The organism is Novosphingobium kaempferiae (assembly GCF_021227995.1).
Taxonomy (GTDB): Bacteria; Pseudomonadota; Alphaproteobacteria; order Sphingomonadales; family Sphingomonadaceae; genus Novosphingobium; species Novosphingobium kaempferiae.
The window spans coordinates 3,801,664-3,828,448 of record NZ_CP089301.1 but is presented as its reverse complement, the minus strand read 5'-3'; the positions used below and the strand labels follow the sequence as shown (position 1 = coordinate 3,828,448).

At 64.8% G+C, this 26,785-nt stretch carries 30 protein-coding genes; 14 read left to right on the top strand and 16 right to left on the bottom strand.

What is annotated here, in order from left to right; genetic code table 11:
* Positions 1-41 precede the first annotated feature (41 nt).
* The 8 genes from LO787_RS17590 (at position 42) to LO787_RS17555 (ending at position 7,513) form a co-directional block, all read left to right on the top strand.
* Entirely contained in the window at positions 42-752 is a 711-nt protein-coding gene (locus tag LO787_RS17590; RefSeq protein ID WP_232492288.1) for a peptidylprolyl isomerase, read from the top strand.
* Between the two features lie 365 nt (positions 753-1,117).
* Positions 1,118-2,146, top strand: a complete 1,029-nt coding sequence (gene queA, locus LO787_RS17585) for a tRNA preQ1(34) S-adenosylmethionine ribosyltransferase-isomerase QueA (protein ID WP_232492287.1) — start codon at positions 1,118-1,120, stop codon at positions 2,144-2,146.
* A gap of 19 nt (positions 2,147-2,165) precedes the next feature.
* On the top strand, positions 2,166-2,651 hold the full coding sequence (locus LO787_RS17580; protein WP_232492286.1) for a hypothetical protein: 486 nt from the start codon (positions 2,166-2,168) through the stop codon (positions 2,649-2,651).
* A gap of 74 nt (positions 2,652-2,725) precedes the next feature.
* Entirely contained in the window at positions 2,726-3,688 is a 963-nt protein-coding gene (locus tag LO787_RS17575) for an ABC transporter ATP-binding protein (RefSeq protein ID WP_232492285.1), read from the top strand.
* Positions 3,685-4,458 (top strand): ABC transporter permease, encoded by a 774-nt coding sequence (locus LO787_RS17570; RefSeq protein ID WP_232492284.1) that lies wholly within the window; start codon positions 3,685-3,687, stop codon positions 4,456-4,458. Before LO787_RS17575 ends, LO787_RS17570 begins: the two co-directional genes overlap by 4 nt.
* Before the next feature lie 24 nt (positions 4,459-4,482).
* Positions 4,483-5,529: a DUF481 domain-containing protein gene (locus LO787_RS17565; protein ID WP_232492283.1), complete on the top strand. Its 1,047-nt coding sequence runs from the start codon at positions 4,483-4,485 to the stop codon at positions 5,527-5,529.
* A gap of 170 nt (positions 5,530-5,699) precedes the next feature.
* Positions 5,700-6,827 (top strand): tRNA guanosine(34) transglycosylase Tgt, encoded by a 1,128-nt coding sequence (gene tgt, locus LO787_RS17560; RefSeq protein WP_232492282.1) that lies wholly within the window; start codon positions 5,700-5,702, stop codon positions 6,825-6,827.
* Positions 6,828-6,868: 41 nt separating this feature from the next.
* Complete coding sequence (locus tag LO787_RS17555; protein ID WP_232492281.1) at positions 6,869-7,513, top strand: pentapeptide repeat-containing protein; 645 nt, start codon at positions 6,869-6,871, stop codon at positions 7,511-7,513.
* Here the strand turns inward: LO787_RS17555 and LO787_RS17550 are convergent.
* The 8 genes from LO787_RS17550 to rpiB form a co-directional block, all read right to left on the bottom strand.
* The gene (locus tag LO787_RS17550; RefSeq protein WP_232492280.1) at positions 7,510-7,704 is read right to left on the bottom strand and encodes a hypothetical protein; all 195 of its coding nucleotides are present in this window, start codon (positions 7,702-7,704) and stop codon (positions 7,510-7,512) included. The genes LO787_RS17555 and LO787_RS17550 overlap by 4 nt on opposite strands.
* Positions 7,705-7,858: 154 nt before the next feature.
* A complete protein-coding gene (gene rpsD, locus LO787_RS17545; protein ID WP_232492279.1) occupies positions 7,859-8,473 on the bottom strand; it encodes a 30S ribosomal protein S4 in 615 nt (204 codons plus the stop codon).
* A 239-nt stretch (positions 8,474-8,712) separates the two neighbouring features.
* Positions 8,713-9,003, bottom strand: a complete 291-nt coding sequence (locus LO787_RS17540) for a hypothetical protein (RefSeq protein WP_232492278.1) — start codon at positions 9,001-9,003, stop codon at positions 8,713-8,715.
* A gap of 100 nt (positions 9,004-9,103) precedes the next feature.
* The gene (locus tag LO787_RS17535) at positions 9,104-9,844 is read right to left on the bottom strand and encodes an RNA methyltransferase (RefSeq protein WP_232492277.1); all 741 of its coding nucleotides are present in this window, start codon (positions 9,842-9,844) and stop codon (positions 9,104-9,106) included.
* The gene (gene nrdR / locus LO787_RS17530; protein ID WP_232492276.1) at positions 9,828-10,304 is read right to left on the bottom strand and encodes a transcriptional regulator NrdR; all 477 of its coding nucleotides are present in this window, start codon (positions 10,302-10,304) and stop codon (positions 9,828-9,830) included. Before nrdR ends, LO787_RS17535 begins: the two co-directional genes overlap by 17 nt.
* 40 nt (positions 10,305-10,344) lie before the next feature.
* A complete protein-coding gene (locus LO787_RS17525) occupies positions 10,345-10,569 on the bottom strand; it encodes a hypothetical protein (protein ID WP_232492275.1) in 225 nt (74 codons plus the stop codon).
* A gap of 4 nt (positions 10,570-10,573) precedes the next feature.
* A complete protein-coding gene (glyA, locus tag LO787_RS17520; RefSeq protein ID WP_232492274.1) occupies positions 10,574-11,872 on the bottom strand; it encodes a serine hydroxymethyltransferase in 1,299 nt (432 codons plus the stop codon).
* 14 nt (positions 11,873-11,886) lie between these two features.
* On the bottom strand, positions 11,887-12,324 hold the full coding sequence (gene rpiB / locus LO787_RS17515; RefSeq protein WP_232492273.1) for a ribose 5-phosphate isomerase B: 438 nt from the start codon (positions 12,322-12,324) through the stop codon (positions 11,887-11,889).
* A 158-nt stretch (positions 12,325-12,482) separates the two neighbouring features.
* Between rpiB and LO787_RS17510 the strand changes: the two genes are divergently transcribed.
* The gene (locus tag LO787_RS17510) at positions 12,483-12,725 is read left to right on the top strand and encodes a subtilase-type protease inhibitor (protein ID WP_232492272.1); all 243 of its coding nucleotides are present in this window, start codon (positions 12,483-12,485) and stop codon (positions 12,723-12,725) included.
* 52 nt (positions 12,726-12,777) lie between these two features.
* Here the strand turns inward: LO787_RS17510 and rpoD are convergent, their stop codons facing one another.
* Genes rpoD through LO787_RS17495 form a run of 3 tightly spaced genes read right to left on the bottom strand, consistent with a single transcriptional unit; the run spans position 12,778 to position 17,217 of the window.
* Positions 12,778-14,808, bottom strand: a complete 2,031-nt coding sequence (gene rpoD, locus LO787_RS17505; protein ID WP_232492271.1) for an RNA polymerase sigma factor RpoD — start codon at positions 14,806-14,808, stop codon at positions 12,778-12,780.
* A gap of 47 nt (positions 14,809-14,855) precedes the next feature.
* On the bottom strand, positions 14,856-16,742 hold the full coding sequence (gene dnaG / locus LO787_RS17500; protein ID WP_232492270.1) for a DNA primase: 1,887 nt from the start codon (positions 16,740-16,742) through the stop codon (positions 14,856-14,858).
* A gap of 22 nt (positions 16,743-16,764) precedes the next feature.
* Positions 16,765-17,217, bottom strand: coding sequence for a GatB/YqeY domain-containing protein (locus LO787_RS17495; RefSeq protein WP_232492269.1), 453 nt, complete (start codon positions 17,215-17,217; stop codon positions 16,765-16,767).
* A 163-nt stretch (positions 17,218-17,380) separates the two neighbouring features.
* Here LO787_RS17495 and carA point away from each other — a divergent pair, with 163 nt between their 5' ends.
* The 4 genes from carA (at position 17,381) to greA (ending at position 23,037) form a co-directional block, all read left to right on the top strand.
* Positions 17,381-18,547, top strand: coding sequence for a glutamine-hydrolyzing carbamoyl-phosphate synthase small subunit (carA, locus tag LO787_RS17490; RefSeq protein ID WP_232492268.1), 1,167 nt, complete (start codon positions 17,381-17,383; stop codon positions 18,545-18,547).
* A gap of 146 nt (positions 18,548-18,693) precedes the next feature.
* Positions 18,694-19,077, top strand: coding sequence for a hypothetical protein (locus tag LO787_RS17485; RefSeq protein ID WP_232492267.1), 384 nt, complete (start codon positions 18,694-18,696; stop codon positions 19,075-19,077).
* A gap of 37 nt (positions 19,078-19,114) precedes the next feature.
* On the top strand, positions 19,115-22,438 hold the full coding sequence (gene carB / locus LO787_RS17480; RefSeq protein WP_232492266.1) for a carbamoyl-phosphate synthase large subunit: 3,324 nt from the start codon (positions 19,115-19,117) through the stop codon (positions 22,436-22,438).
* 122 nt (positions 22,439-22,560) lie between these two features.
* Positions 22,561-23,037: a transcription elongation factor GreA gene (gene greA, locus LO787_RS17475; protein ID WP_232492265.1), complete on the top strand. Its 477-nt coding sequence runs from the start codon at positions 22,561-22,563 to the stop codon at positions 23,035-23,037.
* Between the two features lie 74 nt (positions 23,038-23,111).
* On the opposite strand, the gene LO787_RS17470 is transcribed toward greA, so the two are convergent.
* From LO787_RS17470 to LO787_RS17450, 5 genes are all read right to left on the bottom strand, one after another.
* Positions 23,112-23,333, bottom strand: a complete 222-nt coding sequence (locus tag LO787_RS17470) for a DUF4170 domain-containing protein (protein ID WP_232492264.1) — start codon at positions 23,331-23,333, stop codon at positions 23,112-23,114.
* A 146-nt stretch (positions 23,334-23,479) separates the two neighbouring features.
* Positions 23,480-24,049, bottom strand: coding sequence for a hypothetical protein (locus tag LO787_RS17465; RefSeq protein ID WP_232492263.1), 570 nt, complete (start codon positions 24,047-24,049; stop codon positions 23,480-23,482).
* Between the two features lie 18 nt (positions 24,050-24,067).
* The gene (locus LO787_RS17460; RefSeq protein ID WP_232492262.1) at positions 24,068-24,370 is read right to left on the bottom strand and encodes a hypothetical protein; all 303 of its coding nucleotides are present in this window, start codon (positions 24,368-24,370) and stop codon (positions 24,068-24,070) included.
* Between the two features lie 16 nt (positions 24,371-24,386).
* Positions 24,387-24,770, bottom strand: a complete 384-nt coding sequence (locus LO787_RS17455) for a phage holin family protein (protein WP_232492261.1) — start codon at positions 24,768-24,770, stop codon at positions 24,387-24,389.
* Between the two features lie 26 nt (positions 24,771-24,796).
* Positions 24,797-25,276: a hypothetical protein gene (locus LO787_RS17450; protein WP_232492260.1), complete on the bottom strand. Its 480-nt coding sequence runs from the start codon at positions 25,274-25,276 to the stop codon at positions 24,797-24,799.
* A 187-nt stretch (positions 25,277-25,463) separates the two neighbouring features.
* On the opposite strand from LO787_RS17450, the gene eno reads away from it, so the two are divergent.
* Positions 25,464-26,747: a phosphopyruvate hydratase gene (gene eno / locus LO787_RS17445; protein ID WP_232492259.1), complete on the top strand. Its 1,284-nt coding sequence runs from the start codon at positions 25,464-25,466 to the stop codon at positions 26,745-26,747.
* The last annotated feature ends 38 nt before the right edge of the window (positions 26,748-26,785 follow it).

The following is a 26,785-nucleotide window of genomic DNA, read 5'->3' as shown; positions in this document are numbered from 1 at the left end:
CGACACGCGGCTCGACCGTTAATTGCCCAGGTGACAGATAGATGAAGTTTCGCCTTCCCCTGACCGCGCTGATGCTTGGTGCCGCGCTCGTCGCCGCCCCGGCCTTCGCGAAGGACAAGGATAAAAAGGACAAGGATGCGGCTGCGGAGGTGACTCCGACGCCCGCTCCGCTGTCGACGGTGATCGACACCGACGCCAGCCACGATCCCGATAACGTGCTGCTGCTCGACCTGTCGGACGGCGGCCGCGTGGCCATCCGCCTGATGCCGCAGTGGGCGCCGCACCATGTCGAGCGCATCAAGACGCTCGCCCAGCGCGGCTTCTACAACGGGGTGATCTTCCACCGCGTTATCGATGGCTTCATGGCGCAGACCGGCGACCCGACCGGCACCGGCCAGAGCGGCTCCGACCTGCCGGACCTCCAGGCCGAGTTCAACTCGATGCCGCATCTGCGCGGCACCGTGTCGATGGCCCGCACCAACGATCCGAACAGCGCCAACAGCCAGTTCTTCATCGTGTTCTACCCGCGCTTTGCGCTCGACCGGAAGTATACCGTGTTCGGCCGCGTGATCTCGGGCATGCAGTACGTCGACGCCATCCAGCGCGGCGAGCCGCCCGAGAACCCGACCAAGGTTGTGCAGGCCTCGCTGGCCTCGGAGAACAAGCCCGCCCCGGTGGCGCCGGTCGCGCCCGCAGCGCCGACGCTGAAGGCGCCTTCGATCTCGGACCTGAACAACTCGAAGTCGAACTGAGGCGCTCGTCTTAAGGCCCACGTCGTCCCGGACTTGCTCCGGGACCGCTGGCTGTCTTTAGGCGCGCCCTTGCGCGACGGGGCTTCGACAAGCTCAGCCTGAGCGGGGTTGGAGGGTGATGAATTACCCTTTTCCGTCATTGCGAGCATAGCGAAGCAATCTCATGCTGCCCCGTCCGCTGGATTGCTTCGCTATGCTCGCAATGACGAACGTTGGCGCAGGTCGATGTCATCGCGCCTTACGGGCGGCCTCTCAAACCCGCTCAGGCTGAGGCTGTCGAAGCCCCCTCGCACAGAGCACTGTCGCAGCCGAACACAAGCCCCGCGCCTTGCCGTCCGGCGCATAAAGGTCTAGCGCGCCCCGCCATGCGCGTAGACCTCTTCGATTTCGACCTTCCGCCCGAAAGCATCGCCCTGCGTCCGGCGCGTCCGCGCGATGCGGCGAAGATGCTGCTGGTTGATGGCGACGCGCCCTTCGCCGACCATCACGTCCGCGACCTGCCGGGCCTGCTGCGGGCAGGCGACGTGCTGGTCTTCAACGATACCCGCGTGATCCCCGCCCAGCTTGAAGGCATGCGCGGCGAGGCCCGCATCGGCGCGACGCTGCACAAGCGCATCGACCTGCGCCGCTGGCAGGCTTTCGTGCGCAACGCCAAGCGCCTGAAGGCAGGCGATCGCATCACCTTCCCCGCCGACGTTACCGCCATCTCCGAGGAGCGCCTGCCCGACGGCAGCTGGACGCTCGCCTTCGAGGGCAATGAGCCGGTCGAGGTGCTGCTCGAACGCGCAGGGCAGATGCCGCTGCCCCCCTACATCGCCGGAAAGCGCCCCACCGACGAGGCCGACGCCAGCGACTACCAGACGATGTTCGCGCGCGAGAAGGGCGCGGTCGCCGCTCCCACGGCGGCGCTGCACTTCACCCCCGAACTGGTCGAGGCGCTCGATGCTGCGGGCGTGGTGCGCGAGACGCTGACCCTCCACGTCGGCGCGGGCACCTTCCTGCCGGTGAAGGCCGACGACACCGTGGACCACCAGATGCACGCCGAGTTCGGCCGTATCGACGCGGCGACTGCCGACCGCCTAAACGCCGCGCGCCGCGCCGGTGGCCGCCTGATCGCAGTGGGCACCACCTCGTTGCGTCTCCTCGAAAGCGCGACGGGCGAGGACGGTGTGATCCGCCCGTTCGAGGGCGACACCTCGATCTTCATCACCCCCGGCTACCGCTTCAAGGCCATTGATGGACTGATGACCAATTTTCACCTGCCCAAGTCCACGCTGTTCATGCTGGTCAGTGCGTTGATGGGGCTGGAGCGGATGCAGTCGGTCTATTCCCACGCCATCGAAAACGGCTATCGCTTCTACAGCTACGGGGATTCGAGTCTGCTGATCCCCTGAGCGAAGGGGGATTTGCATCATGAAGACTTTTGCGGCCGCGTTGGCCGTCGTCGCCGTTTCCGTGTCCGGCTCCGCCTATGCGCAGGCCGCTCCTGCCGCGCCGCAACTGGCGCCCGCGCAGGAGGAGCAGTACGCGGCGAAGCTGTCGCAGTGCTTCACGATGAAGTCCAATGGCTCGGATCGGGTGACGCTGGCGCGCTGGTTCGTCGCCGCGCTGGCCTCCGCGCCCCAGATATCCGATGTCGCCCGCGTGGAGCCGGGTCGTAAGGACCAGCTCGACCGGCAGGTGGCGGCGATCTTCACTCGGCTGATGGCCACCGATTGCGCGCAGGAGGCGCGCCCGCTGTTCCGTGCGCGTAGCTCCGCCGGTATCCGCGCTGGCGGCGAAACGCTGGGCCGCCTCGCGATGCAGGAGATCATGGGCGACCCGAAGAGCGCGGCTGCAATGTTCAGCGGCTACGTCTCCTACCTGCGCGATGAGGACTTCGCCGCGCTCGCCAAATGACGCGGATAAAATTATCCGACAAATGATGGCATAGGGGCTTGGATCGGGGGCGATTTCATCCCATTCAAGCGCTCATGCAACCCATTCTCGAAATCAGCCGCCTGACGAAGACGTATGCGGGCGGGTTCACTGCGCTCAAGGGCGTCGATCTCACCATCAACAAGGGTGAGATCTTCGCGCTGCTGGGGCCGAACGGCGCGGGCAAGACGACGCTGATCGGCGCGGTCTGCGGGCTTGTCCGGCCGACTTCGGGCACGATCACCGCCTTCGGCGAGGACATGGGCAGGCACTGGCGCACCCTGCGCGCCCGCATCGGGCTGGTGCCGCAGGAACTGGCGACCGACATGTTCGAGCCGGTGCTGCGTTCGGTCAACCATTCGCGCGGGCTGTTCGGCCTGCCGCCCAATCCGGCGCTGATCGAGGAGATCCTGCGCGCGCTCAGTCTCTGGGAAAAGCGCGATGCGCAGATCCGCACGCTGTCGGGCGGCATGAAGCGCCGCGTGCTGATCGCCAAGGCGCTGGCGCACGAACCCGAACTGCTGTTCCTCGACGAGCCGACCGCAGGCGTCGACGTCGAACTGCGCCGCGACATGTGGCGCCAGATCGCCCTCCTGCGCGAGCGCGGCACGACGGTGATCCTGACGACCCACTACATCGAGGAAGCCGAGGAGATGGCCGACCGCGTCGGCATCATCCGCAACGGCGAAATCCTGATGGTGGACGAGAAGACCGCGATGATGGAGCGCCTCGGCCGCACCGAAGCGCTCATCACGCTGGCCGCGCCGCCGGCCGAACTGCCTGCGGAAATCGCCGCCTATCCGGTCAGCCTTATCGAGGATGGCCGCGTGCTCTGCTATCGCGGCGGCGGCGGGGAGGGGGCGAGCGCAGGCACCGCCGAAGTCGCCGAACTCACCAAGGCACTGACCCGCCTCGGCATCGACTACACCGCGATCGACATCCACGAATCGAGCCTGGAGGATATCTTCGTGAACCTGCTCGAAGGCCCTGAAGCTCCCGTTAAGGAGGACGCGGCATGAGCCTGTTCAACGCCCGCTCCGCCTGGACGATCTACAAGCAGGAACTGATGCGCGCCTTCCGCACGGCGATGCAGTCGATCCTCGCGCCCGTGCTGACCACCACGCTCTACTTCGTCGTCTTCGGCGCCGCCATCGGCGGGCAGATGTCGAGCGGCGTTAACGGCGTGAACTACGGCGCCTTCATCGTGCCCGGGTTGCTGCTGCTCACCATCCTCGGCGAAAGCGTCTCCAACGCCAGCTTCGGCATTTACATGCCGCGCTTCACCGGTGCGATCTACGAGCTGCTCTCCGCGCCCGTCGGCGTCGTCGAGACGCTGCTGGGCTTCGTCGGCGCGGCGGCAACCAAGTCGCTGATCCTTGCCGCGATCATCCTCGCCACCGCCAGCTTCTTCGTCGATTATTCCATCGCGCACCCGGTCTATGCGTTCTTCTATGTGCTGCTCGTCTCGGCCAGCTTCTCGCTGTTCGGCTTCATCCTCGGCATCTGGGCGGACAGCTTCGAGAAGCTGACGATCGTGCCGCTGCTGATCCTGACCCCGCTGACGTTCCTCGGCGGCACGTTCTACTCGATCGACATGCTGCCCGAGCCGTGGCGCTCGGTGGCGATGGCGAACCCGGTGGTCTACCTCGTCAACGGCCTGCGCTGGACATTCTACGGCAGTTCCGACGTGCCGATCGGTCTGTCGCTCGGCCTCACCATCCTGTTCCTCGCGGTCTGCATCGGCATCATCACCTGGGTCTTCCGGACCGGGTGGCGCCTGCGGACGTAACCGGTTACCTTACTGTCCATGACGATGCACCGCAGGGTTCTCGCCAGCCTTCCCGTCCTGTTGCTCGCCGTGCCTGCCCATGCGCAGGCACCGGCTCCGGCGCATGTGGAGGAGCAGCAGCCGCTCATCATCCTTCCGGAGATGCCGCCACCGCCGCTGGTCCTCGACCTGCCCGACTATCCGGAATACGTGCCCTTCGTGAAGGCCGGTCCGCCGCGCCTGCCGCTGCCTGTGCGCGCCATGCTGGAAGCCGCGATGAAGACCGACGACAGCGCCTCGGTCGCCGCGCTCGTCAAGTTCGCGCAGCAGACGCAGCCTTATGACAAGGACGAGATCCGCGACATGCAGCGGGCTTTCAACGACCGCCGCGCGAAGGAGATCGCCGCCAAGACCGAGGCCGAACTCGCTCGCATCCGCGCCTCGGGCGTGCTGGAGCTGTGGACCGGCAAGGTCGAGGTCGGCGCCTTCCGTTCGACCGGCAACACCGACAACTTCGGTTTCACCGCCGCGCTCAACCTCGATCGCAAGGGCATCAACTGGGAGCACATCATCCAGGCCCGTGCGGACTACCAGGAAGACCGCGGCCGCGTCACGCGTGAGCAGTACGCCGCCATCTACCAGCCGCGCTACACCCTGAACGAAGGCTTCTTCACCTACGGCCGCGTCCAGTACGAGCGCGATGTGATCCAGGGCTTCGAGGATCGCTACACGCTCTCGGGCGGTCTCGGTTACCGCGTGCTCGACCGCCCCGGCATGACCATGGCGCTGGAGGCCGGTCCTGCGGCGCGCCGCATCAACTACGTGGATCAGGTGGACCGCACCGACTGGTCGGTGCTCACTTCGGTCGACTTCGACTGGACGATCAACCCGACGATCAAGTTGACGCAGGACGCCAGCGCCTACATCGGGTCGGACAACAACACGCTGACCTCGATGACCGCGATCGAGGCGGGCATGGCCAAGGGCCTCAAGGCCAAGCTGTCCTACTCGATCGAGCACGAAACCTCGCCGCCGATCGGTTCGCTCAAGACCGACACGATCTCGCGCTTCTCGCTGGTCTACGGCTTCTGATCCTGCGCTCTCGACCTTCGTCATTGCGAGCGTAGCGAAGCAATCCAGAGCCGCGTAAACCGCACTGGATTGCTTCGCTACGCTCGCAATGACGACACGGGTCATGAGGGTCGCATTTTCCAACGGCCGGATATTTCCACTCGGCTGCAAAATGCTCTAGTGGGCGGCGCATGAAGCCCCGTTTCCAGTTTTCCATCCACGCCACCGACGGCAAGGCCCGCACCGGCGTCATCCAGATGCGTCGCGGCGAGATCCGCACGCCCGCCTTCATGCCGGTGGGCACCGCCGCCACCGTCAAGGCGATGAAGCCGCAGGACGTGCGCAAGACCGGCGCCGACATCCTGCTCGGCAACACCTATCATCTCATGCTCCGCCCCGGTGCGGAGCGCGTGGCGCGGCTCGGCGGGCTGCACAAGTTCATGAACTGGGACCGCCCGATCCTGACCGACAGCGGCGGCTATCAGGTCATGAGCCTGTCGGACCTGCGCAAGATCACCGAGCAGGGCGTGACCTTCGCCAGCCATATCGACGGCTCGCGTCACATGCTCAGCCCCGAGCGCTCGATGGAGATCCAGCGCCTGCTCGGCTCCGACATCGTGATGTGCTTCGACGAGTGCCCCAAGATCGACCAGCCGCGCGACGTCATCGCGCGGTCCATGGAAATGTCGATGCGCTGGGCGAAGCGCAGCCGCGACGCCTTCGACGCGGGCGGCGAACATGCGGAAAGCTCGGCGCTGTTCGGCATCCAGCAGGGTGCTCTCGACGAAGGGCTGCGCAAGACCAGCGCCGACGCGCTGACCGAGATCGGCTTCGATGGCTACGCCATCGGCGGCCTTGCCGTGGGCGAGGGGCAGGAGGCGATGTTCGCCACGCTCGAATTCGCGCCCGGCCAGTTGCCCGCCGACCGTCCGCGCTATCTCATGGGCGTCGGCAAGCCCGACGATCTCGTCGGCGCGGTGGAGCGCGGGGTCGACATGTTCGACTGCGTGCTGCCGACGCGCTCGGGCCGTAACGGGCAGGCCTTCACCTGGAACGGCCCGCTCAACATGCGCAACGCCCGCCATGCCGAGGACACCGGCCCGATCGACGAGCGCTGCTCCTGCCCGACCTGCGGCACCTACAGCCGCGCCTATATCCACCACCTCATCAAGGCGGGCGAGATGCTCGGCGCGATGCTGCTGACCGAGCACAACCTCTCGTTCTACCAGCAGCTCATGCAGGGCATGCGCGACGCCATCGCCGGGCAGCGCTTCGCCGCCTTCGCGAGCGACTTCCGGCGGGACTATCTGCACAAGTGACGGCTGCGTCGGCCACGGATGGAGCGATTCGCGACCGGACATTGACCCGCAGCGAGATCGAGGCACTGTCCGGCAGCGCACAGCGCCTCATCGGCTGCGATCTGGAGGAAGCCGATCTCGCGGGCGTCGATCTGTGGGGCTGGGCTTTCGAAAGCTGCACCTTGCGCCGAGCCGACTTCGGCGGTGCCAAGCTGGACGGCACGACATGGAAGTCCTGCCGGGGCGCATTCGTCGATTTCACGAACTGCGACCTGTCCGCCGCGACGTTCAATGCGAGCGACTTCAACAACGCTTCGTTCAGGCGGGCGACGCTGGCTTCGGCCCGCATCACCCGATGCAAGCTGACGGGCGGGGATTTCTCCGATGCCGCCATGCTCGATGTGGTGCTGGAAGAGACCCTGCTGGTGAACGCCCGGCTACCGGGCCATGCGTTCAGGCGGGCGGAATTCCGGCAGGTCGATTTCTCTCAGGCCGATCTCGCCAAATGCGATTTCCGGCAGGCGGCGTTCCATGACTGCAGCCTGCGCGATGCGGACCTGTCGGGCACGCGGTTCGATGGTGCCGATCTTCGCGGCGCCGATCTTGGCGGTCTTCGGCTGGTCGATGCGGCCCTGTTCCGGGGAGCGATCATCTCCCGTGCTCAGGCCGGACAACTCCTGAGCGAACTCGGCATCAGCGTGCGTTAGGCGGGGAGCGGGGTGTCCGCCTCTTCCTCGCCATGCATCACCTCGAGCATCGTCTCTACATAGGCGACGAAGCGGCCGGTCATTTCATCGAGAAATCCGGCGCCGATCTCGCACGCATGGCGCTGTGCTGTCCTGAGATCCTTGTACCACTTGCCGGTGCGGTGGGGCGTTACGAAACGGTAGCGAGTCATGATGCTGGGCTAATGCCCGATTCCCACGGCAGTTCCCTTACAAGTGCCGTGAAACGTGTAATTTTTCGTGTCGTTTGGACAGTTCGATACACATGCGAAAAGGGCGGCCCCGAAGGACCGCCCTTTCGTTTTTCGGAAGCCCGAAAAAGCCGGATCAGCGCGAGTAGAACTCGACGACCAGGTTCGGCTCCATCTTCACCGGATACGGCACTTCGTCGAGCGTCGGGACGCGGACGAAGGTCACCTTGTCGGTGCCGTCCTGTGCGACGTAGTCGGGCACTTCGCGCTCGGGCAGGTTCTGCGCCTCGAGGACGAGAGCCATTTCCTTGGCCTTGTTGCCGAGGGTGATGATGTCACCGACCTTCACGCGACGCGAAGCGATGTTGCACTTCACGCCGTTGACGCGGATGTGGCCGTGCGAAACGATCTGGCGAGCCGAGAAGATGGTCGGCGCGAACTTGGCGCGGTACACGACCATGTCCAGGCGCTGCTCCAGCAGACCGATCAGGTTCTGGCTGGTGTCGCCCTTCATCGACGACGCTTCCTGGTAGGTGCGCTTGAACTGCTTCTCGGTCACGTCGCCGTAGTAGCCCTTGAGCTTCTGCTTGGCGCGCAGCTGGATGCCGTAGTCCGACAGCTTGCCCTTGCGGCGCTGGCCGTGCTGGCCGGGGCCGTAGCTGCGGCGGTTGACCGAGCTCTTGGGGCGACCCCAGATGTTCTCGCCCATGCGGCGGTCGAGTTTGTACTTGGCGCTCTGGCGCTTCGACATAAGTCGTCCTTCAATCTGCTTGTCGCTCCGCCACCGTGGCGATGCGATCCTTGGTTCTCCCGGGGCGCACCATCCGACCTATCGTGCCGGACGCGGCCGCCGCTTCACCGGGAGTGCGGGGCCGAATGGACGACCTGCCGATGAGGACAGGTGCCACGTGAAGGGGTGGCCCTTACGGGCTTGGCGCGGAATGTCAAGTTTCTGGATTGTCGCCCGTCAAGTTCTGGCGCGGCGAGAGCTTACAGATCACCCTTGAGCGTGCGTGTATTGCGCAGCTTGTCGATCACCTTTTCCGAGACGTTGGTCGTTGCTTCCCGAATCTTCTGCCATTCGGCGACCGTATGGCATTCGCGCTGCGGAATGTAGGAACCAACGTTCTTGATCGAACGACAAACCCGCTTGTTCGGATCGGCAGGTGCCGCAGCGTTCTTTTCGCTTGGAGCCGAAGGCGCGCTGACATCAGCCAGCGCGGGAGTGGCAAGCGCGGTGGCGGCAGCGATCACGGAAACAAGAGTCAGTCGACGAAACATCTGATTGTACCCCAATAAGTCTGTTGCATTGCAGCGTATCGGTGCAGGTTCTGGGGGTCGAGTGGAAAAAATCCGCAATTTGTTGGAAATTGTTGGCTGACTATTGCTCGCGCGGCCGCCGATTGCCGCCCAGTGCGCTCAGAACGCCGCGCATCGTGCGAACCTCAAGACTGTTCCAGCCCGGCTTGGTCAGCATGTTGCGCAAAGTGCGCCGGGTCGCGGCGGCACGGCTTTCCGGGAAGAAGTAGTTGGTCGTCTCCAGCACGCGCTCGAACTGGCTGATCATGCCCTCCAGTTCTTCCTGCGGGGCAGGGGGGAGCAGTTCTTCGACCGTCGGCTGCGCCAGTGCTGCGCCCTTCGACCATTCGTAGGCGCACAGGATCACCGCCTGCGCCAGATTGAGCGAGGCGAAGGCGGGGTTGATCGGCACCGTCAGAATCGCGCGGGCGAGCGCCACGTCGTCGGTCTCCAGCCCCGAGCGCTCGGGACCGAACACGTAGGCCGAGCGGCCCGTCGCGGCATAGACCTCGCGCGCGGCTTCCTCAGGCGTGACCACCGGCTTGGTGACGCCGCGCTTGCGCACGGTGGTGGCGTAGACGTTGGTGCAGTCATGCACCGCCTCGGCCAGCGTTTCGAACACTTCGGCCTTTTCCAGCACCTCGTCGGCGCCCGCTGCCGCGGGGCCTGCCGAAGGATTGGGCCAGCCGTCGCGCGGGGAGACGAGCCGCATCTCGGTCAGCCCGAAGTTGAGCATCGCGCGCGCGGCTTTGCCGATATTCTCTCCCAGTTGCGGGCGGACCAGCACGATAACCGGCTGCTTCACTTCAATTGACGCCGACATCGCGCACGGTCCCTGCAAATTCTTCGAAATCCTTCGCCTCGTTGAAGGCGCGGTAGACGCTGGCGAAGCGGATGTAGGCGACCGAGTCGAGCTGACGCAGCCCGTCCATCACGAGTTCGCCGATGACGCGGGAGGGCACTTCGGTCTCGCCGATGGTCTCGACCTGACGCTGGACACCGGAGACGAGCCGCTCGATCTTCTCGCGATCGATGCCGCGCTTGCGGCAGGCGAGGGTGACCGATTGCTCGATCTTGCCCCGGTCGAACGGTTCGCGCCGCTCATGGCCCTCGGCGTCGTTGCTCTTGACCACCACGATCTCGCGCAGCTGCACGCGCTCGAAGGTCGTGAAGCGCGCACCGCAGCTCGAACACTGGCGGCGACGGCGGATCGCGGTGGCATCCTCGGTCGGGCGGCTGTCCTTGACCTGGGAATCATCGTGAGCGCAGAAAGGACAGCGCATTCAATCAGTTACTTTCAATATCTCAGGTAAACCCTGAAGCTCAGTCCGGACGGACGCGCTTGTAGAACTTGTAGCCCGCGCCTGCCGCCAGCCCGAGGCCGATGGAGACGAAAGGCAGGAAAGCGCCTGCGACCGCGCCCGCAGCGCCCCAGATCAGCACCGGCTTGGTCGAGGGATGGGAAAGCCCATCCTGCAACATTCCGGCAAGTTCCTGGCGCGCGTCGTTGACGAAGTGGCCATTCTGGGGGCGCTGCGGGTCGGTCATAAGCTCAGTCCTCGTAGATGGGGAAACGATCACACAGCGCTTCAACGCGCTCGCGGACGTTCTGCTCCACCTGAGCGTCGCCCTGTTCGCCGTTCTTGGCAAGACCGTCGAGCACGTCGGCGACCATGTTGCCGATCTCGCGGAACTCTTCCGGACCGAAGCCGCGGGTGGTGCCGACGGGCGAACCGACGCGGATGCCGCTGGTCTTCATCGGCGGCAGCGGGTCGAACGGGATGCCGTTCTTGTTGCAGGTGATGCCCGCACGCTCCAGCGCCTCGTCGGCGTCCTTGCCGGTCACGCCGAGCGGCGAGAGGTCGATGAGGGCGAGGTGCGTGTCGGTGCCACCCGAGACGATCGCGGCGCCGCGCGCCTTGAGCGTGTCGGCCAGAACCTGTGCGTTCTCGATCACGCGGGCGCAGTAGTCCTTGAACTCGGGGCGCAGCGCTTCACCGAAGGCGACCGCCTTGGCGGCGACGACGTGCATCAGCGGGCCGCCCTGCAGGCCGGGGAACACCGCCGAGTTCAGCTTCTTCGCCAGAGCCTCGTCATTGGTGAGGATCATGCCGCCGCGCGGACCGCGCAGGGTCTTGTGCGTGGTGGTGGTGGCGATGTGCGCGTGCGGGAACGGCGAGGGGTGCAGGCCGGTCGCGACGAGGCCCGCGAAGTGCGCCATGTCGACGTGCAGCAGCGCGCCGACCGAATCGGCGATCTCGCGCATGCGCTTGAAGTCGATCACGCGCGGATAGGCGGAGCCGCCCGCGATGATGAGCTTGGGCTGGTGCTCGGTGGCGAGGGCCTGGACCTCATCGTAGTCGATCAGGTGGGTGTCCTTGGTCACCCCGTACTGCACGGCGTTGAACCACTTGCCCGACAGTGCCGCGCGGGCGCCGTGGGTAAGGTGGCCACCGGCGTCGAGGCTCATGCCGAGGATGGTGTCGCCGGGCTTCACGGTCGCGAGCAGCACCGCACCGTTGGCCTGCGCGCCCGAGTGGGGCTGGACGTTGGCGAAGCCGCAGTCGAACAGCTTCTTGGCGCGCTCGATGGCGAGGGTCTCGACCTCATCCGAAGGCTCGCAGCCCTGGTAGTAGCGCTTGCCGGGATAGCCCTCGGCATACTTGTTGGTCAGCACCGAGCCCTGCGCTTCGAGCACGGCCTTGGAGACGATGTTCTCCGAGGCGATCAGCTCGATCTGCTTGCGCTCGCGCTTGAGTTCCTTGCCGATGGCCTTTGCGACGTCGGGATCACTGGTCGCGACCGAGTCGGTGAAGAAGCCGGGCGAACGGATGGCGGTTTCTACGGTCATGGTTCTGTGCTCCTTCAGCAGGACGGATTGGAGAGCTTCTCGACGCGGCCAGCATGGCGGCCGCCGCCGAAATCGGTGGAGAGGAAAGCGTCGAGACAGGCCTTGGCCATGTCCTCGCCGGTCAGGCGCGCGCCCATGGCGATGACGTTGGCGTTGTTGTGCTCACGCGCGAGCGCTGCCGAGAGCGGCTCCGAGACGAGCGCGCAGCGGCACGCTGGGTCACGGTTGACCGCGATCGAGATGCCGATGCCCGAGCCGCACAGGGCGACGCCGAACTGCACCGTGCCGTCGGCGACGACCGAGGCCAGCTTGTAGCCGTAATCGGGGTAATCGACGCGGTCGGCGGTCTCGGGACCGAGGTCCGCGACTTCGTGGCCGGCTTCGATGAGGTATTCGCGCAAGGTCGCCTTGAGGTCGACGGCGGCGTGATCGGATGCGATCGCGATACGCATGGAGAGCGTGCTTCCTTCCTGCGAGGGATTCGTTTGGCGCTCCCTTAGTCTCGTGATCGTCGCATTGCGAGTCTTGTGGGTGGCAAGCCTTGCAACTGCCATTTCGCAGGAGCACGATCAGGTGGTTCTACGTAGATTGGACCGAGAGAGGAGAAGCCATGAAGCGTTTTGTCCTGCCGACGCTGGGTCTGGCCGGCGTACTCGTTCTTGCCGGATGCCTCGAGACGATGCCCGGACCGGATCGTCCGCACCGACCGAGGCCGGAAAAGCCCGCGATGTGTACCCGGGAGTATGCGCCGGTCTGCGCGGTGAAGCGTGGCAAGCGGCAGACCTTCAGCAATGCCTGCATGGCGCAGGCCAAGGGCTACAACGTCATCGAACAGCGGCCCTGCGGACGCTAGGCACAAAAAAGCCCCGCCGAAGCGAGGCTTTTCCTTTAGCTGCTGAACCCGCTCACTGATCCAGGAACGAGCGCATCTTGCGGCTGCGGCTCGGGTGCTTGAGCTTGCGCAGCGCCTTCGCCTCGATCTGGCGGATGCGTTCGCGGGTGACCGAGAACTGCTGGCCGACTTCTTCCAGCGTGTGGTCGGTGTTCATGCCGATGCCGAAGCGCATGCGCAGCACGCGCTCCTCGCGCGGGGTGAGCGAGGCGAGGACGCGGGTGACCGTTTCCTTGAGGTTCGCCTGGATCGCCGCGTCGACCGGGATGATCGCGTTCTTGTCCTCGATGAAGTCTCCGAGGTGCGAATCCTCCTCGTCGCCGATCGGCGTTTCGAGGGAGATCGGCTCCTTGGCGATCTTCATCACCTTGCGCACCTTTTCGAGCGGCATCGACAGGCGCTCGGCCATTTCCTCGGGCGTGGGCTCGCGGCCCTGCTCGTGGAGGAACTGACGGCTGGTGCGGACCAGCTTGTTGATCGTCTCGATCATGTGGACCGGGATACGGATCGTGCGGGCCTGATCCGCGATCGAGCGCGTGATCGCCTGCCTGATCCACCAGGTCGCATAGGTCGAGAACTTGTAGCCGCGGCGGTACTCGAACTTGTCGACCGCCTTCATCAGGCCGATGTTGCCCTCCTGGATGAGATCCAGGAACTGCAGGCCGCGGTTCGTGTATTTCTTGGCGATCGAGATCACCAGACGCAGGTTTGCCTCGACCATTTCCTTCTTGGCGATGCGCGCCTCGCGCTCCGCCTTCTGGACCATATTGACGATGCGGCGGAACTCGGGGAGCGCCATGCCGGTGGCTGCGGCGATGTCGGACACCTCAAGCCGGATGCGCTCGACCGAGTCGGCTTCGTTCTCGGCGAACGCGGCCCACTTCTTGTCCTTCTTCGCGACGTCCGTGATCCACGTATCGTCCAGTTCGCGGCCGACGTAGCTTTCGAGGAAGTCGGCGCGCTTGACCTTGTGACGCTCCGCAAGGCGCAGCATCTGGCCGCCCAGCGTCGTCAGGCGACGGTTGAAGGCGTAGAGGTTGTCGACGAGGTATTCGATCTTGGTCGCGTGGAACTTGACCGATTCCACCTGCGCCGTGAGGTCTTCACGAAGCTGCTGGTACTGGTCTTCCTTGGCGGCCGGGAAATCGATGCCCAGCGCCAGCGCGTCGAGACGCTCGGACTGCAGGCGCTCGAAGGTCTGGAACAGCTCGGTGATGAGCATGAACTTCTCAAGCGCTTCGGGCTTGAGAGCCGCTTCCATCTGCGCGAGCGAAAGAGTGTTGTCCTCTTCCTCTTCCTCGGCCTGGCGCTTGGGGATCGGGTTGCCGTCCTCGTCGACTTCCTCGGAGTTGTCCTCCTCGACGTCGTCCTCGTCCTTGAACGAGGGGCCGGCGGTCTTTTCCGAGATTTCGCCGTCGTCGTCGCTCTCGCCGTCCTCGTTGAGGTTTTCCGGCGCAGGCTCCTTGGAGAGCATCGCGTCGAGATCGAGGATCTCGCGCAGCTGCATCTCGCCGTTGTTGAGCGCTTCGGACCACTGGATGATGGCGTGGAAGGTGATCGGGCTCTCGCAGAGGCCCAGGATCATCATGTCGCGACCGGCTTCGATGCGCTTGGCGATGGCGATTTCGCCTTCGCGGCTGAGCAGTTCGACCGCGCCCATCTCGCGCAGGTACATGCGCACCGGGTCGTCGGTGCGCTCGACCGTTTCCTTCTTCTTCGCGGGATCGACGTTGACGCGCGGAGAGACCTCGTCGCCGTCGTCGGCGTCGTTGTCGTCATTGTCGCGGTCGTCTTCGGCCTGGTTGTCGGCGTCCTCGTCGCTCTCGACGATGTTGACGCCCATCTCCGAGATCGCGGCCATGATGTCCTCGATCTGGTCGGTGGACATCTGGTCCTGCGGCAGCGCTTCGTTCAGTTCATCGACCGTGATCACGCCGCGACGCTTGGCGCGCGCGATCAGCTTCTTGATCGAAGCCTCGTTGAGGTCGATCAGCGGCGCGTCCATGCCGTCGGTGTCCGCGCCGTTGGTGTCGTTCTTGCTCATTCGTCCGCCGTTATCCCGTGCATCGCTGCGTTTGTATAATTATACAATCACGACACATGTCTGGTTGCCATTTGCCTGAGACGGCTATCGAATTCCAGCTTTCTCTTGAGCAAGCGTTGCTGTTCCGCAAACGCCGACTCGGAAAGTTCCGATTCGAAGCGCGCAGTCGCCTTCGCCAGGGCCGCTTCAAGCACGGGTCTCTCCACCAGAAGGTCGATCGCCTGGGCCAGTTCGGCTGCCGCCTGTTCCTCGCTCGTCTCGGGAATCAGGAAGCCGAATCGCAGGCCCGCGTACTCTGCGGCCATGGGCTGAGCCAGGCCGTTGTCGCGCAATATGGTGGCGAGAACGTCGGTTTCAAGCGCGTCGGCAGCGCCGCAGCAGTCCACCAGTGTCTCGAATCGCGGGTCGAGCCCCGGCGTGCGCGCCAGAGCCTCGGCATGGCGGGCAAGCTGGGCGGGCCAGCGAATAAGGCCCGCGATGATCGCGGCTGAAAGCGCGTCGCGATTGCCGCCCTGCGCGAATCGGCTGTTCAGGCGACTGATCGATTCGGGCGAGGAGGGGGCGGGCGTCGGCTTGCCGTTCCACTTGCCGCCGCCGCGCTGGTTCTGGCGGGGCTGGAAGCCTGAGCCTGCGCCTTGGTTTCCACCTTGCTGCCAGCGATTCTCGCGGCGCGGGAAGGCGAATTCGGAATAGCGGTCCTGCAGTTCGCGGCGGTAGAGGCTGGCGATGTCGGGGTGCTGTATCGTCTCGACATGCGCCATGAGGCGGGCCTTGAGCCCCGCCTTGTCCTCGGGCGTGTTGAGGGGAGAGGCGTCGCGCTCGACCTCCCACAGCACCTCGATCAGCGGGCGGGCGTCGGCGAGGATATCCTCCATCGCCTTGCTGCCGCGCGCCTTGATGAGATCGTCGGGGTCGAGCCCTTCGGGCAGGCGCACGATTCGCAGCGAATGGGCAGGGCGCAGCAGCGGCAGGGCACGGGTGATCGCGCGCATCGCGGCACGCTGGCCCGCCGCGTCGCCGTCGAAGCACAGGATCGGCATCTCGACATGGCGCCAGAGCATCTCGATCTGGTGCTCGGTCAGCGCGGTCCCCAGCGGCGCAACAGCATCGGCGATCCCGGCGGCGGCAAGGGCAATGACGTCCATATACCCCTCGACCACCACGATCCGCCCCGACTGCCGCGCGGCGGGCGCGGCGCGGTGCAGGTTGTAGAGCGTGCGCCCCTTGTCGAAGAGGGGCGTGTCGGGGGAATTGAGATACTTCGGGGCGTCGGTCTTGCCCTTGGTCAGGATGCGCCCGCCGAACGCGATGACCCGTCCTCGCGCATCCTCGATGGGGAGCATGAGGCGACCACGGAAACGGTCGTAGGGATCACGCTCCTCGACTGCGATGCGAAGGCCCGCCTCGATCAGCATGGCTTCCGGGAAGCGGGAGAGGGCCTCCTTGAGTGACTGGCGACCCTCCGGCGCGTAACCGAAGCCGAAACGCTGCACCGTATGCGCATCAAACCCGCGTGTGGCGAGGTAGGCGCGCGCTGTGTCACCCTCAGGTGCGCCTAGGTTCCGTTCAAACCACTCCTGCGCGGCGGCCATGACATCATGGAGCGAATCGCGCTTTTCCGCCGCGCGAGCCATCTTCGGGTCGGGGGCAGGGACGTCCATCCCGGCCTCCGCCGCCAGTTCCTTGACCGCATCCATGAAGGCGAGGCCCTGGTGATCGGTCATCCACCGGATCGCGTCGCCATGCGCGCCGCAGCCGAAGCAGTGGTAGAAACCCTTCTCGTCGTTGACGTAGAAACTGGGCGAATTCTCGTTGTGGAACGGGCAGCAGGCCCTGTGCTCGCGCCCCGCCTTCTGCAGACGCACCGACCGGCCGACCAGCGCGGAAAGCGTGGTGCGGGACCGGAGCTGGTCGAGCCATTGGGGGGTGAGCACGAGGTCTGTCGCCTGCCAGCCGTCAGGCCAGCGCGGCCTTCACCCAGCCGCTCGCCTTGGTCATGTCGAGGACGGTGCCGTGGCGGGCCTTCAGTTCGGCCATGACCTTGCCCATGTCCTTCATGCCGGCAGCACCGGTCTCGGCCTTGATCGCCTCGATGGCGGCCATGGTCTCTTCCTCGGAGAGCTGGGTGGGGAGGAAGGTTTCGATCACCTCCAACTCGGCCTGTTCATCGGCCGCCTTCTCGGGACGGCCGCCCTGTTCGAACAGGGTGATCGATTCGCGGCGCTGCTTCACCATCTTCTGAAGGACGTCGATGACGAGTGCGTCGTCGTCCGGAGTGGTCGCGGCGGTGCGCAGTTCGATGTCGCGGTCCTTGATCTTGGCGAGGATAAGGCGGACGGTGGCAAGGCGCTGCTTTTCGCCGGCCTTCATGGCCGAAATCTGGGCGGCCTTGATCGAATCACGGAGCATTGGTTTCCTGCGGATCTGGAGTGAATGGAAATGCGTGTTGCATCGAAGCTAGCAACCTGCGCGCCATTTTGCACGGGTCGTACCTTGACGCGGTGGACAACCCCCTCTAGCGGCCGCGTCTTAGCACACAACGTCAGAAACGCCGTCAACGGAGCGACCCACCATGGCCGACGCCGCATCTTCGCTTGCGCCCAAACCCGAAGGGGCAACGGGCGTTCTTGTTCTTAGCGACGGGCATGTCGTCTGGGGCCGCGGCTTCGGTCACATCGGCGAAGCGGTGGGTGAAGTCTGCTTCAACACCTCGATGACCGGCTACCAGGAAGTCATGACCGATCCGTCTTATGCGGGCCAGATCGTGACCTTCACCTTCCCGCACATCGGCAACGTCGGCGTGAACGAGGAAGACCTTGAATCGCAGGTCGACGGTGCCGTCGGCTGCGTCGTCCGCGAGGATGTGACGCTGCCGTCGAACTTCCGCTCGGCAGGCGGCTACAGCGAGTGGCTGGCGAGCAAGGGGAAGGTCGGCCTTTCGGGCGTCGACACCCGCGCCCTGACACGCCGCATCCGCAACGCCGGTGCGCCGAATGCAGTCATCGCGCACGAGCCGGACGGCAACTTCGACATTCCCGCGCTCATCAAGCGCGCGCAGGAATGGCCGGGCCTTGAGGGCATGGACCTTGCCAAGATCGTCAGCCGCGAAATCCAGGAAGGCTGGGAAGGCTCGGTCTGGACGCTCGGCGAGGGTTACGGCAACGGCGAAGGAGAAAGCCGCCCTCATGTCGTCGCCATCGATTACGGTGCGAAGGACAACATTTTCCGCAATCTCGTGAAGGCGGGCGCGCGCGTCACGGTGGTTCCGGCCGAGACTTCGCTGGAAACCGTCCTTTCGCTCGAACCGGCAGGCGTGTTCCTTTCGAACGGCCCCGGCGATCCGGCGGCGACCGGCGTCTATGCCGTCCCCGTCATCCAGTCGCTGATGGAGCGCGACATTCCGGTGTTCGGCATCTGCCTTGGCCACCAGATGCTCGGCATCGCGGCGGGGGCGAAGACCAGCAAGATGTTCCAGGGCCATCGCGGCGCCAACCACCCGGTCAAGCGCCATGCCGATGGCGTGGTCGAGATCACCTCGATGAACCACGGCTTCGCGGTCGATAACACCTGCCTGCCGGACAACGTCGAGGAAACCCACGTCTCGCTGTTCGACGGCACCAATTGCGGCATCTCCATCAAGGGCAAGCGCGCCTTCGGTGTCCAGTATCACCCGGAGGCGAGCCCTGGCCCGCAGGACAGCTTCTACCTGTTCGAGAAGTTCGTGGGCATGCTGGGCTGATGGTCGCAGCGGGTCAGGCTCCCCTCGCGGCGTTCGCGCCGTTCCCCGCATCGGCGATCATTGCCGCTGCGGCCAAGGGAGCTTTCGACCCGGCACAGCGGATTGCTTATGCATTCGGGCACCTGAAAACGAAAAAGGTGCCTGAAATGTCCGCTCTCATCGACCACATGATCGCCTACTATCTCGCCGGTCCCGCCGCCGACCTCTCGGTGGCACCGCGCTTCTATCCTTACGGTGAGCTCCAGCTCATCTTCGAGGACAAGGTCTCGGTCGCCGTGCGCAAGTTCGGTCCGAAAGTGCGCAAGCACTCCAAGGAAGCCGGCAAGGCCTTCATCGACCGCATGATCGAGAAGGGCGCCTGGTCGACCAGTCAGGGCGAATACGGCGGCTCCATGCACCAGTTCCAGGCCGATCGCTTCCGCGAAGTCATTCGCGCGCAGCAGGACGCCGACCCCATCATCCAGAACGCGAAGGCCGATCCCGAATATTGGGACAAGGCCTTCGGCGATCTGGTGGCGACCGCCACCTGATCGCATTACAAGACACACAGGACACCCAGGAAAGCCCATGCCAAAGCGCACCGACATCTCCTCGATCCTCGTCATCGGCGCAGGCCCGATCATCATTGGTCAGGCCTGTGAGTTCGACTATTCGGGCACCCAGGCGATCAAGGCGCTGAAGGAGGACGGCTACCGCGTCATCCTGGTGAACTCCAACCCCGCTACGATCATGACCGACCCGGACATGGCCGATGCGACCTACGTCGAGCCGATCACGCCCGACGTCGTCGCGCGCATCATCGAGAAGGAGCGCCCTGACGCGGTGCTCCCGACGATGGGCGGACAGACCGCGCTCAACTGCGCGCTGGCGCTGTTCAACGACGGTACGCTGGAGAAGTTCGGCGTCCAGATGATCGGTGCCGACGCCGACGCCATCGACAAGGCCGAGGATCGCCAGCGCTTCCGCGACGCGATGGACAAGATCGGCCTCAACTCGGCCCGCTCCGGCGTGGCGCACACCATGGACGAGGCGTTCGCGGTGCTGGAGCGCACAGGCCTGCCCTCGATCATCCGTCCCAGCTTCACCATGGGCGGCACCGGTGGCGGCATCGCCTACAACAAGGCCGAGTTCGAGGCGATCGTGCGTTCGGGCCTCGATGCCTCGCCGACCACCGAAGTGCTGATCGAGGAATCGCTGCTCGGTTGGAAGGAGTATGAGATGGAGGTCGTGCGCGACAAGCACGACAACTGCATCATCATCTGCTCGATCGAGAACGTCGATCCGATGGGCGTCCACACCGGCGACTCGATCACCGTCGCCCCGGCGCTGACGCTGACCGACAAGGAATACCAGATCATGCGCAACGCCTCGATTGAGGTGCTGCGCGAGATCGGCGTCGAGACCGGCGGTTCCAACGTCCAGTTCGCGGTCAACCCCAAGGACGGCCGCCTGATCGTGATCGAGATGAACCCGCGCGTGTCGCGTTCGTCGGCGCTGGCGTCGAAGGCTACCGGCTTCCCGATCGCGCGCGTCGCCGCCAAGCTGGCGGTCGGCTACACGCTCGACGAGATCATGAACGAGATCACCGGTGCCACGCCGGCCGCGTTCGAGCCGACCATCGACTACGTCGTCACCAAGATCCCGCGCTTCGCCTTCGAGAAGTTCAAGGGTGCCAAGAACGACCTGACCACCGCGATGAAGTCGGTCGGCGAAGTCATGGCGATCGGCCGCAACATCAAGGAATCGATGCAGAAGGCCTTGCGCGGTCTCGAAACCGGCCTTGACGGCTTCAACCGCGTGCCCGCGCTGGAAGGCGCCGGTCGCGACGTCATCACCGCCGCCCTTTCGCGCGCCACGCCGGAACGTCTGCTGCACGCCGCTCAGGCCTTCCGCGAAGGCTTCACCGTGGACGAGATCCACGCGATCGCGCACTACGACAAGTGGTTCCTGCGCCACATCGAAGAGATCATCGCCGAGGAAACCAAGATTCTCGCTGAAGGTCTGCCCAACGATGCGGCGGGCATGCGCAAGCTGAAGGCGATGGGCTTCTCCGACAAGCGCCTCGCCACGCTGGCGGTGCGTTCGGTCGGCGTTGCGGGTGGGCTGGGCGAGACCCAGGCCAAGCGCTCGGGTCTGTTGCACGACGCGCTGCGCGCCATGGCGGGCGCCACCAGCGAGAAGGAAGTGCGCCAGCTTCGCCGCAAGCTGGGCGTCGTTCCCGTCTTCAAGCGCATCGACAGCTGCGCCGCGGAGTTCGAGGCGGTGACGCCCTACATGTACTCGACCTACGAGGCCCCGATCTTCGGCGAGCCCGAGGACGAGGCGATGCCGTCCGACCGCAAGAAGATTGTGATCCTCGGTGGCGGTCCAAACCGCATCGGGCAGGGCATCGAGTTCGATTACTGCTGCGTCCACGCCTGCTTCGCACTGGCCGAGGCCGGGTACGAGACGATCATGGTCAACTGCAACCCCGAGACCGTCTCGACCGACTACGACACTTCGGACCGCCTCTACTTCGAGCCGTTGACCGCCGAGGACGTGCTGGAGATCCTGCGCGTCGAGCAGCAGAAGGGCGAACTCGTCGGCGTGCTCGTCCAGTTCGGTGGGCAGACCCCGCTCAAGCTGGCGCAGGCGCTGGAGGACGAGGGCATTCCGATCCTCGGCACCTCGCCCGACGCGATCGACCTTGCCGAAGACCGCGAGCGGTTCTCTGCTCTCGTCGACAAGCTTGGCCTCAAGCAGCCTGCCAACGGCATCGCCCGTAGCCGCGACGAGGCGGTGAATGTTGCCAACCGCATCGGCTACCCGGTGCTGATGCGCCCCAGCTACGTGCTCGGCGGCCGCGCGATGGAGATCGTCGACAGCGAACAGCAGCTTGACGACTACATCACCACCGCCGTGCAGGTTTCGGGCGACAGCCCGGTGCTGATCGACCAGTACCTGCGCGACGCCATCGAGTGCGACGTCGATGCCCTGTGCGACGGCGAGCGCGTCGTCGTGGCGGGCGTGATGCAGCACATCGAGGAAGCGGGCATTCACTCGGGCGACAGCGCCTGCACCCTGCCGCCTTACAGCCTCCCGCCCGAGATCATCGCCGAGATGGAGCGCCAGGCTGAGAAGCTGGCGTTCGGCCTCAACGTCCGGGGCCTGATGAACATCCAGTTCGCGGTGAAGAACGGCGAGGTCTACCTCATCGAGGTGAACCCGCGCGCCTCGCGCACGGTGCCCTTCGTCGCCAAGGCGCTTGGCCAGCCGGTCGCCAAGATCGCCGCGCGCGTGATGGCGGGCGAGAAGCTGGACACCTTCCCGCCGTTCAAGCGCGAGCTGCCATACATGGCGGTCAAGGAAGCCGTGTTCCCGTTCAACCGCTTCCCCGGTGTCGATCCGGTGCTCAGCCCGGAGATGAAGTCCACCGGCGAAGTCATGGGAATCGATGCCGATTTCCCCAAGGCTTTCGGCAAGGCGCAGCTTGGTGCGGGTTTCCGCCTGCCGACCAAGGGCACCGTGTTCATCTCGGTGAAGGACAGCGACAAGGCCATGATCGTGCCCGCCGCGCGCACGCTGGTGGAGCAGGGCTTCCGCATCATCGCGACCTCGGGTACGCAGAAGTACCTGTCGGAAGCGGGCGTTCCGGTGGACCTCGTGAACAAGGTGGCCGAGGGCCGTCCGCATATCGTTGACAAGATCGTCGATGGCGAGATCGCACTGATCTTCAACACCACCGAAGGCTGGCAAAGCCTCGTCGACTCGCAGTCGATCCGCGCTTCCGCGCTTACCGCGAAGGTCTCGATCTTCACCACTGCGGCGGCCAGCGTCGCCGCTGCGGAAGCGATCGCATCGATCAGCGGGAGCAAACTTGAAGTGCGCTCGTTGCAGGACTACTATAGCTGAAATCGATCTCGCCTTCCCCCACATCGCAGCAGATCGGCTCGACCTTCACGGTCGGGGCAGGAAACTAGTCGCAAGACCGGTCCGGAAGTTTCGGGGAAGGCAGCAGGAGGAAGTAGATAAGAATGGCAAGTGTCGAAAAGCTGCCGATGCTCGCGGAAGGTTACGAGCGGATGTCCGCCGACCTCAAGGCATTGCGCGATGAGCGGCCGCTCATCGTCGACGCCATCGAGGAAGCGCGCGCTCATGGCGACCTTTCGGAAAATGCAGAGTATCACGCCGCCAAGGAGCGTCAGGGCCAGGTCGAAGCGACGATTGCCGATCTCGAAGACAAGATCAGCCGCGCCCAGATCATCGACCCGACCTCGCTGTCGGGCGACAAGGTGATCTTCGGTGCGACCGTGACCCTGCTCGACGATGACGACAAGCCGGTGAAGTACCAGATCGTTGGTCCCTACGAAGCGGACGCCAAGGTTGGTCGCATCAGCTACAACTCGCCGCTCGGCAAGGCCCTGATCGGCCGCAAGGTCGAGGACGAGGTGGAAGTGACCGTGCCGTCGGGCGACAAGTTCTATCTTGTGCAGCAGATCCAGTTCATCTGAACCTGGACACCTTTCAGACAAAGAAAAAGGCCGGCGTTTCCGCCGGCCTTTTTCTTTGTTGTCTACTTCGCCGCTCAGGCTGCCGGGAGTTCCGGCTCGAGCAGGCGATGCAGATGCACGATGACATACTTCATCTCGGCATCGTCGACGGTGCGCTGCGCGGCGGACTTCCACGCATCCTGCGCCGAAGCGAAGTCGGGGAACACGCCCACGAGATCGAGTTCCTTGAGATCGGTGAATTCGAGGCTGCGCGGATCCTTGACCCGGCCGCCCATGACGAGGTGAAGCTTCTGCATGGGAGAGTGCCGCTTTCCTGAGTTGGGAGATGCGGCCCCTATAATTTTGGAGAGGTCAAGGCACAAGTGCGCAAGATGCATTAAACGCGCGCGTTAAGCGAAATTGCGACGCTTCAGCAAAAACTCACGCACCGGCCATGAGCGCGTCAGGATCGGACGCGCTTCTTCAGGTCTTCCGCCAAGTGAACCACCTTGGTCGAACGAGCCGCCGCGGCATCGCCCAGTCGGTTGGCGGTGTCGGCGGCAGCATCGCCAAGCCTGCTGGCGCGGCGTGCGGTCGCTCGACCGAGAGCGCTGGCCGTGGCAACTGCGGCGAGCCCGTACTTCTCAAGGTTGAGAATAGCGAGATCGCCCGCCTTCTCCGCCTTGCCCGCGAATTTCGATGCCTGCTTGCGGGCGTCGATGCCGAGGTCGTGGGCCTTGTCGCCGGCTTTGCGTCCCAGCACCACGCTGGCGGCACCCGCCGCTTCGGCGAGATCCAAGGAGCGCGAGACGATCTTGCGAGATACGCGACGCGGCAGAAGTGCGCTGACGGCTACACCTATCACGATACCGCCGGCGACGGTGATGGCCGGATGCTTCTTCACGAAGGCGATCACCTTCTCGGAGGGGCGCTGCTCCACCGTCTTGGCGGGAAGCGACACGACCGTCGCGCTCTTGGGCGCAGTGACGACGGTCTTGTCGATGGTCGAGGTGGACGGATCGGTCTTGCTCATGGGACGTTCCTTCCTGAGTTAAGAGGCCCGCTCGCGGATGCTGTCCGCCAGATCGCGCGCGAAGCCGATTATGGGATTGCGCAAGAACCAAAGCACCAGCGCCGCCAAGGTTCCGGCGATCGCGGCGGGATGTTCCTCGACCACGGCGACCGCCTCATCGAACACGAGCTTCGCCTGTTCCATCGCCTCGTCGGCTATACGACCGCCGATTCCGCGCTCGTCGATGTCCGCCTTGAACGCCTGATAATGCCCGTCGAATTGCGCCTTGGCGGCATCGCGGGCTGCCTTGTCCGCGATGACCTGTGCTGCCAGCTTGCCCATCAGCCTTCTACCCCCGTCAATCCCTGCTGCCGATGATCGCCATCATCCTCTTGAGCCGCGCGCGTGCGCTCCATGCGCTGAACCCTGCAATCAGTACCAGCGCAAGCGTAACCGCCGCCATCGCTCCCCACAGTCCAAGCAACGGACCCAGAGCAATGACCGTGCCGATGACGAAGGCCATCACCGCAAAGAAAAGCAGGACCACCGCAACGACAAGCAGCAGGGCGATCGAGCGGGTTTCCGCGCCGACATAGGCGGCGCGGGATTTCTGAAAGGCGAATTCTGCCTGGGCAAATGTCTTCGCTTCATCCGCCAACTGGCGCAGATCCTTCGCCAGCGACAGAGTATCGGCCTCCTCGACGCCGGGCGCGAGGTTCGGTGCGGTGTCCTGCATGTCCATCAAGGGTCAGGCGGGCGCGATGCGCCTCACTTTCCCTTGAACAGACGGGCGAGCACGAATCCGGTTGCGACGGCGATCCCGACGGCGAGGCCCGGGCTCTTGCGCACGAATTCCTTCGCGTCCTCGCCCAGTTCGTCGAGAGACTTCTCGTCGAGCTTCGCGCCTGCATCGGCAAGCGACTTGGATGCGCTGCGGGCATAGTCGCCGTACTTTACGCCGACCTTTTCGTCGATCAGGGCGGCATTGTCGTCGATAAGCTTGGAGACGCCGACGATGGCCTGGCTGGCCTTGGCTTTGCCGTCCTCGGCGTAGCCTGCCGCCTTCACCTTGGCATCGGCTGCGAAGGCGCTGGCCTTGTCCTTGGCTTCACCGCTGCGCGTCTTGCATTCGCTGGACAATTCGCCCGCCAGAGCCTGCGCGCCGGCCTTGGCTTCGTCGATCGCCTTGCCGAAATGATTCTTGGCGCTTTCGGTGCCGTTTCCGGCGGAGATGGTGGGGTCGACCATATGGTTATCCTTCCTTTTCTATCCTTGGCGCGGGGTGGCCGCGCGAGTCACCTCGCGGCCATGTGCATACGGAGTAACACAACTTGTCGTTCTGTGCTGCAACGCAACTTGTCACGCGAAGTTCCCCTGCTAAGACCGCCTCCGGACGGAAAGGCGCGCGACGCGCCCGCAGAGGAGAACCGCAGAAATGACCGCGATCATCGATATTCACGGCCGGGAAATTCTGGACAGCCGCGGTAACCCCACCGTCGAGGTGGACGTCCTGCTGGAAGACGGCAGCTTCGGCCGCGCCGCAGTGCCCTCGGGCGCCTCGACCGGCGCGCATGAAGCCGTCGAATTGCGCGACGGGGACAAGAGCCGCTATCTCGGCAAGGGCGTGCTGAAGGCCGTCGACGCGGTGAACGGCGAGATCGCCGAAGCGCTCGTCGGCCTCGACGCGGAGGACCAGCGCGACCTCGATCTTGCCATGATCGAGCTCGACGGCACCGAGAACAAGGCGCGCCTCGGCGCGAACGCGATCCTCGGCACGAGCCTCGCCGCTGCCAAGGCTGCAGCCAACGCACGCGGCCTGCCGCTCTACTCCTACGTCGGCGGCGTCTCCGCGCATGTCCTGCCGGTGCCGATGATGAACATCATCAACGGCGGCGAGCATGCCGACAACCCGATCGACTTCCAGGAATTCATGGTCATGCCGGTCGGCGCGTCGTCGCTGGCCGAAGCGGTGCGCTGGGGTGCGGAAATCTTCCACACGCTCAAGACGGGCCTGCACGAAAAGGGTCTGGCAACCGCAGTGGGCGACGAGGGCGGCTTCGCGCCGAACCTCGCCAGCACCCGCGATGCGCTGGACTTCATCATGGCCTCGATCGAGAAGGCCGGCTTCAAGGCGGGCACCGACATCAAGCTTGCGCTGGACTGCGCCTCGACCGAGTTCTTCAAGAACGGCAAGTACGAGATCAGCGGCGAGGGCCTGAGCCTCGATCCGGTCGCATTTGCCGATTACCTTGCCGATCTCACTGAAGCGTACCCGATCATCTCGATCGAGGACGGCATGAGCGAAGACGATTTCGAGGGCTGGAAGGCGCTGACCGACAAGATCGGCCATAAGGTCCAGCTGGTCGGCGACGATCTCTTCGTAACCAACCCGAAGCGTCTGACCATGGGCATCGAGAAGGGGCTCGCCAACTCGCTGCTGGTCAAGGTCAACCAGATCGGCTCGCTGACCGAAACGCTTGAGGCGGTCTCGATCGCCAACCGCAACGGTTATACCGCCGTCATGTCGCATCGTTCGGGTGAGACCGAGGATGCGACCATCGCCGACCTCGCGGTGGCCACCAACTGTGGTCAGATCAAGACCGGCTCGCTGGCCCGTTCGGACCGGCTTGCCAAGTACAACCAGCTCATCCGCATCGAGGAAGAGCTTGGCAAGGCTGCGCGCTATGCCGGCCTGAGCGCTTTCGGGCGCCTGGCGTAAATTGGATGTGGCGGGTGATCGACTTCGGTCACCCGCTG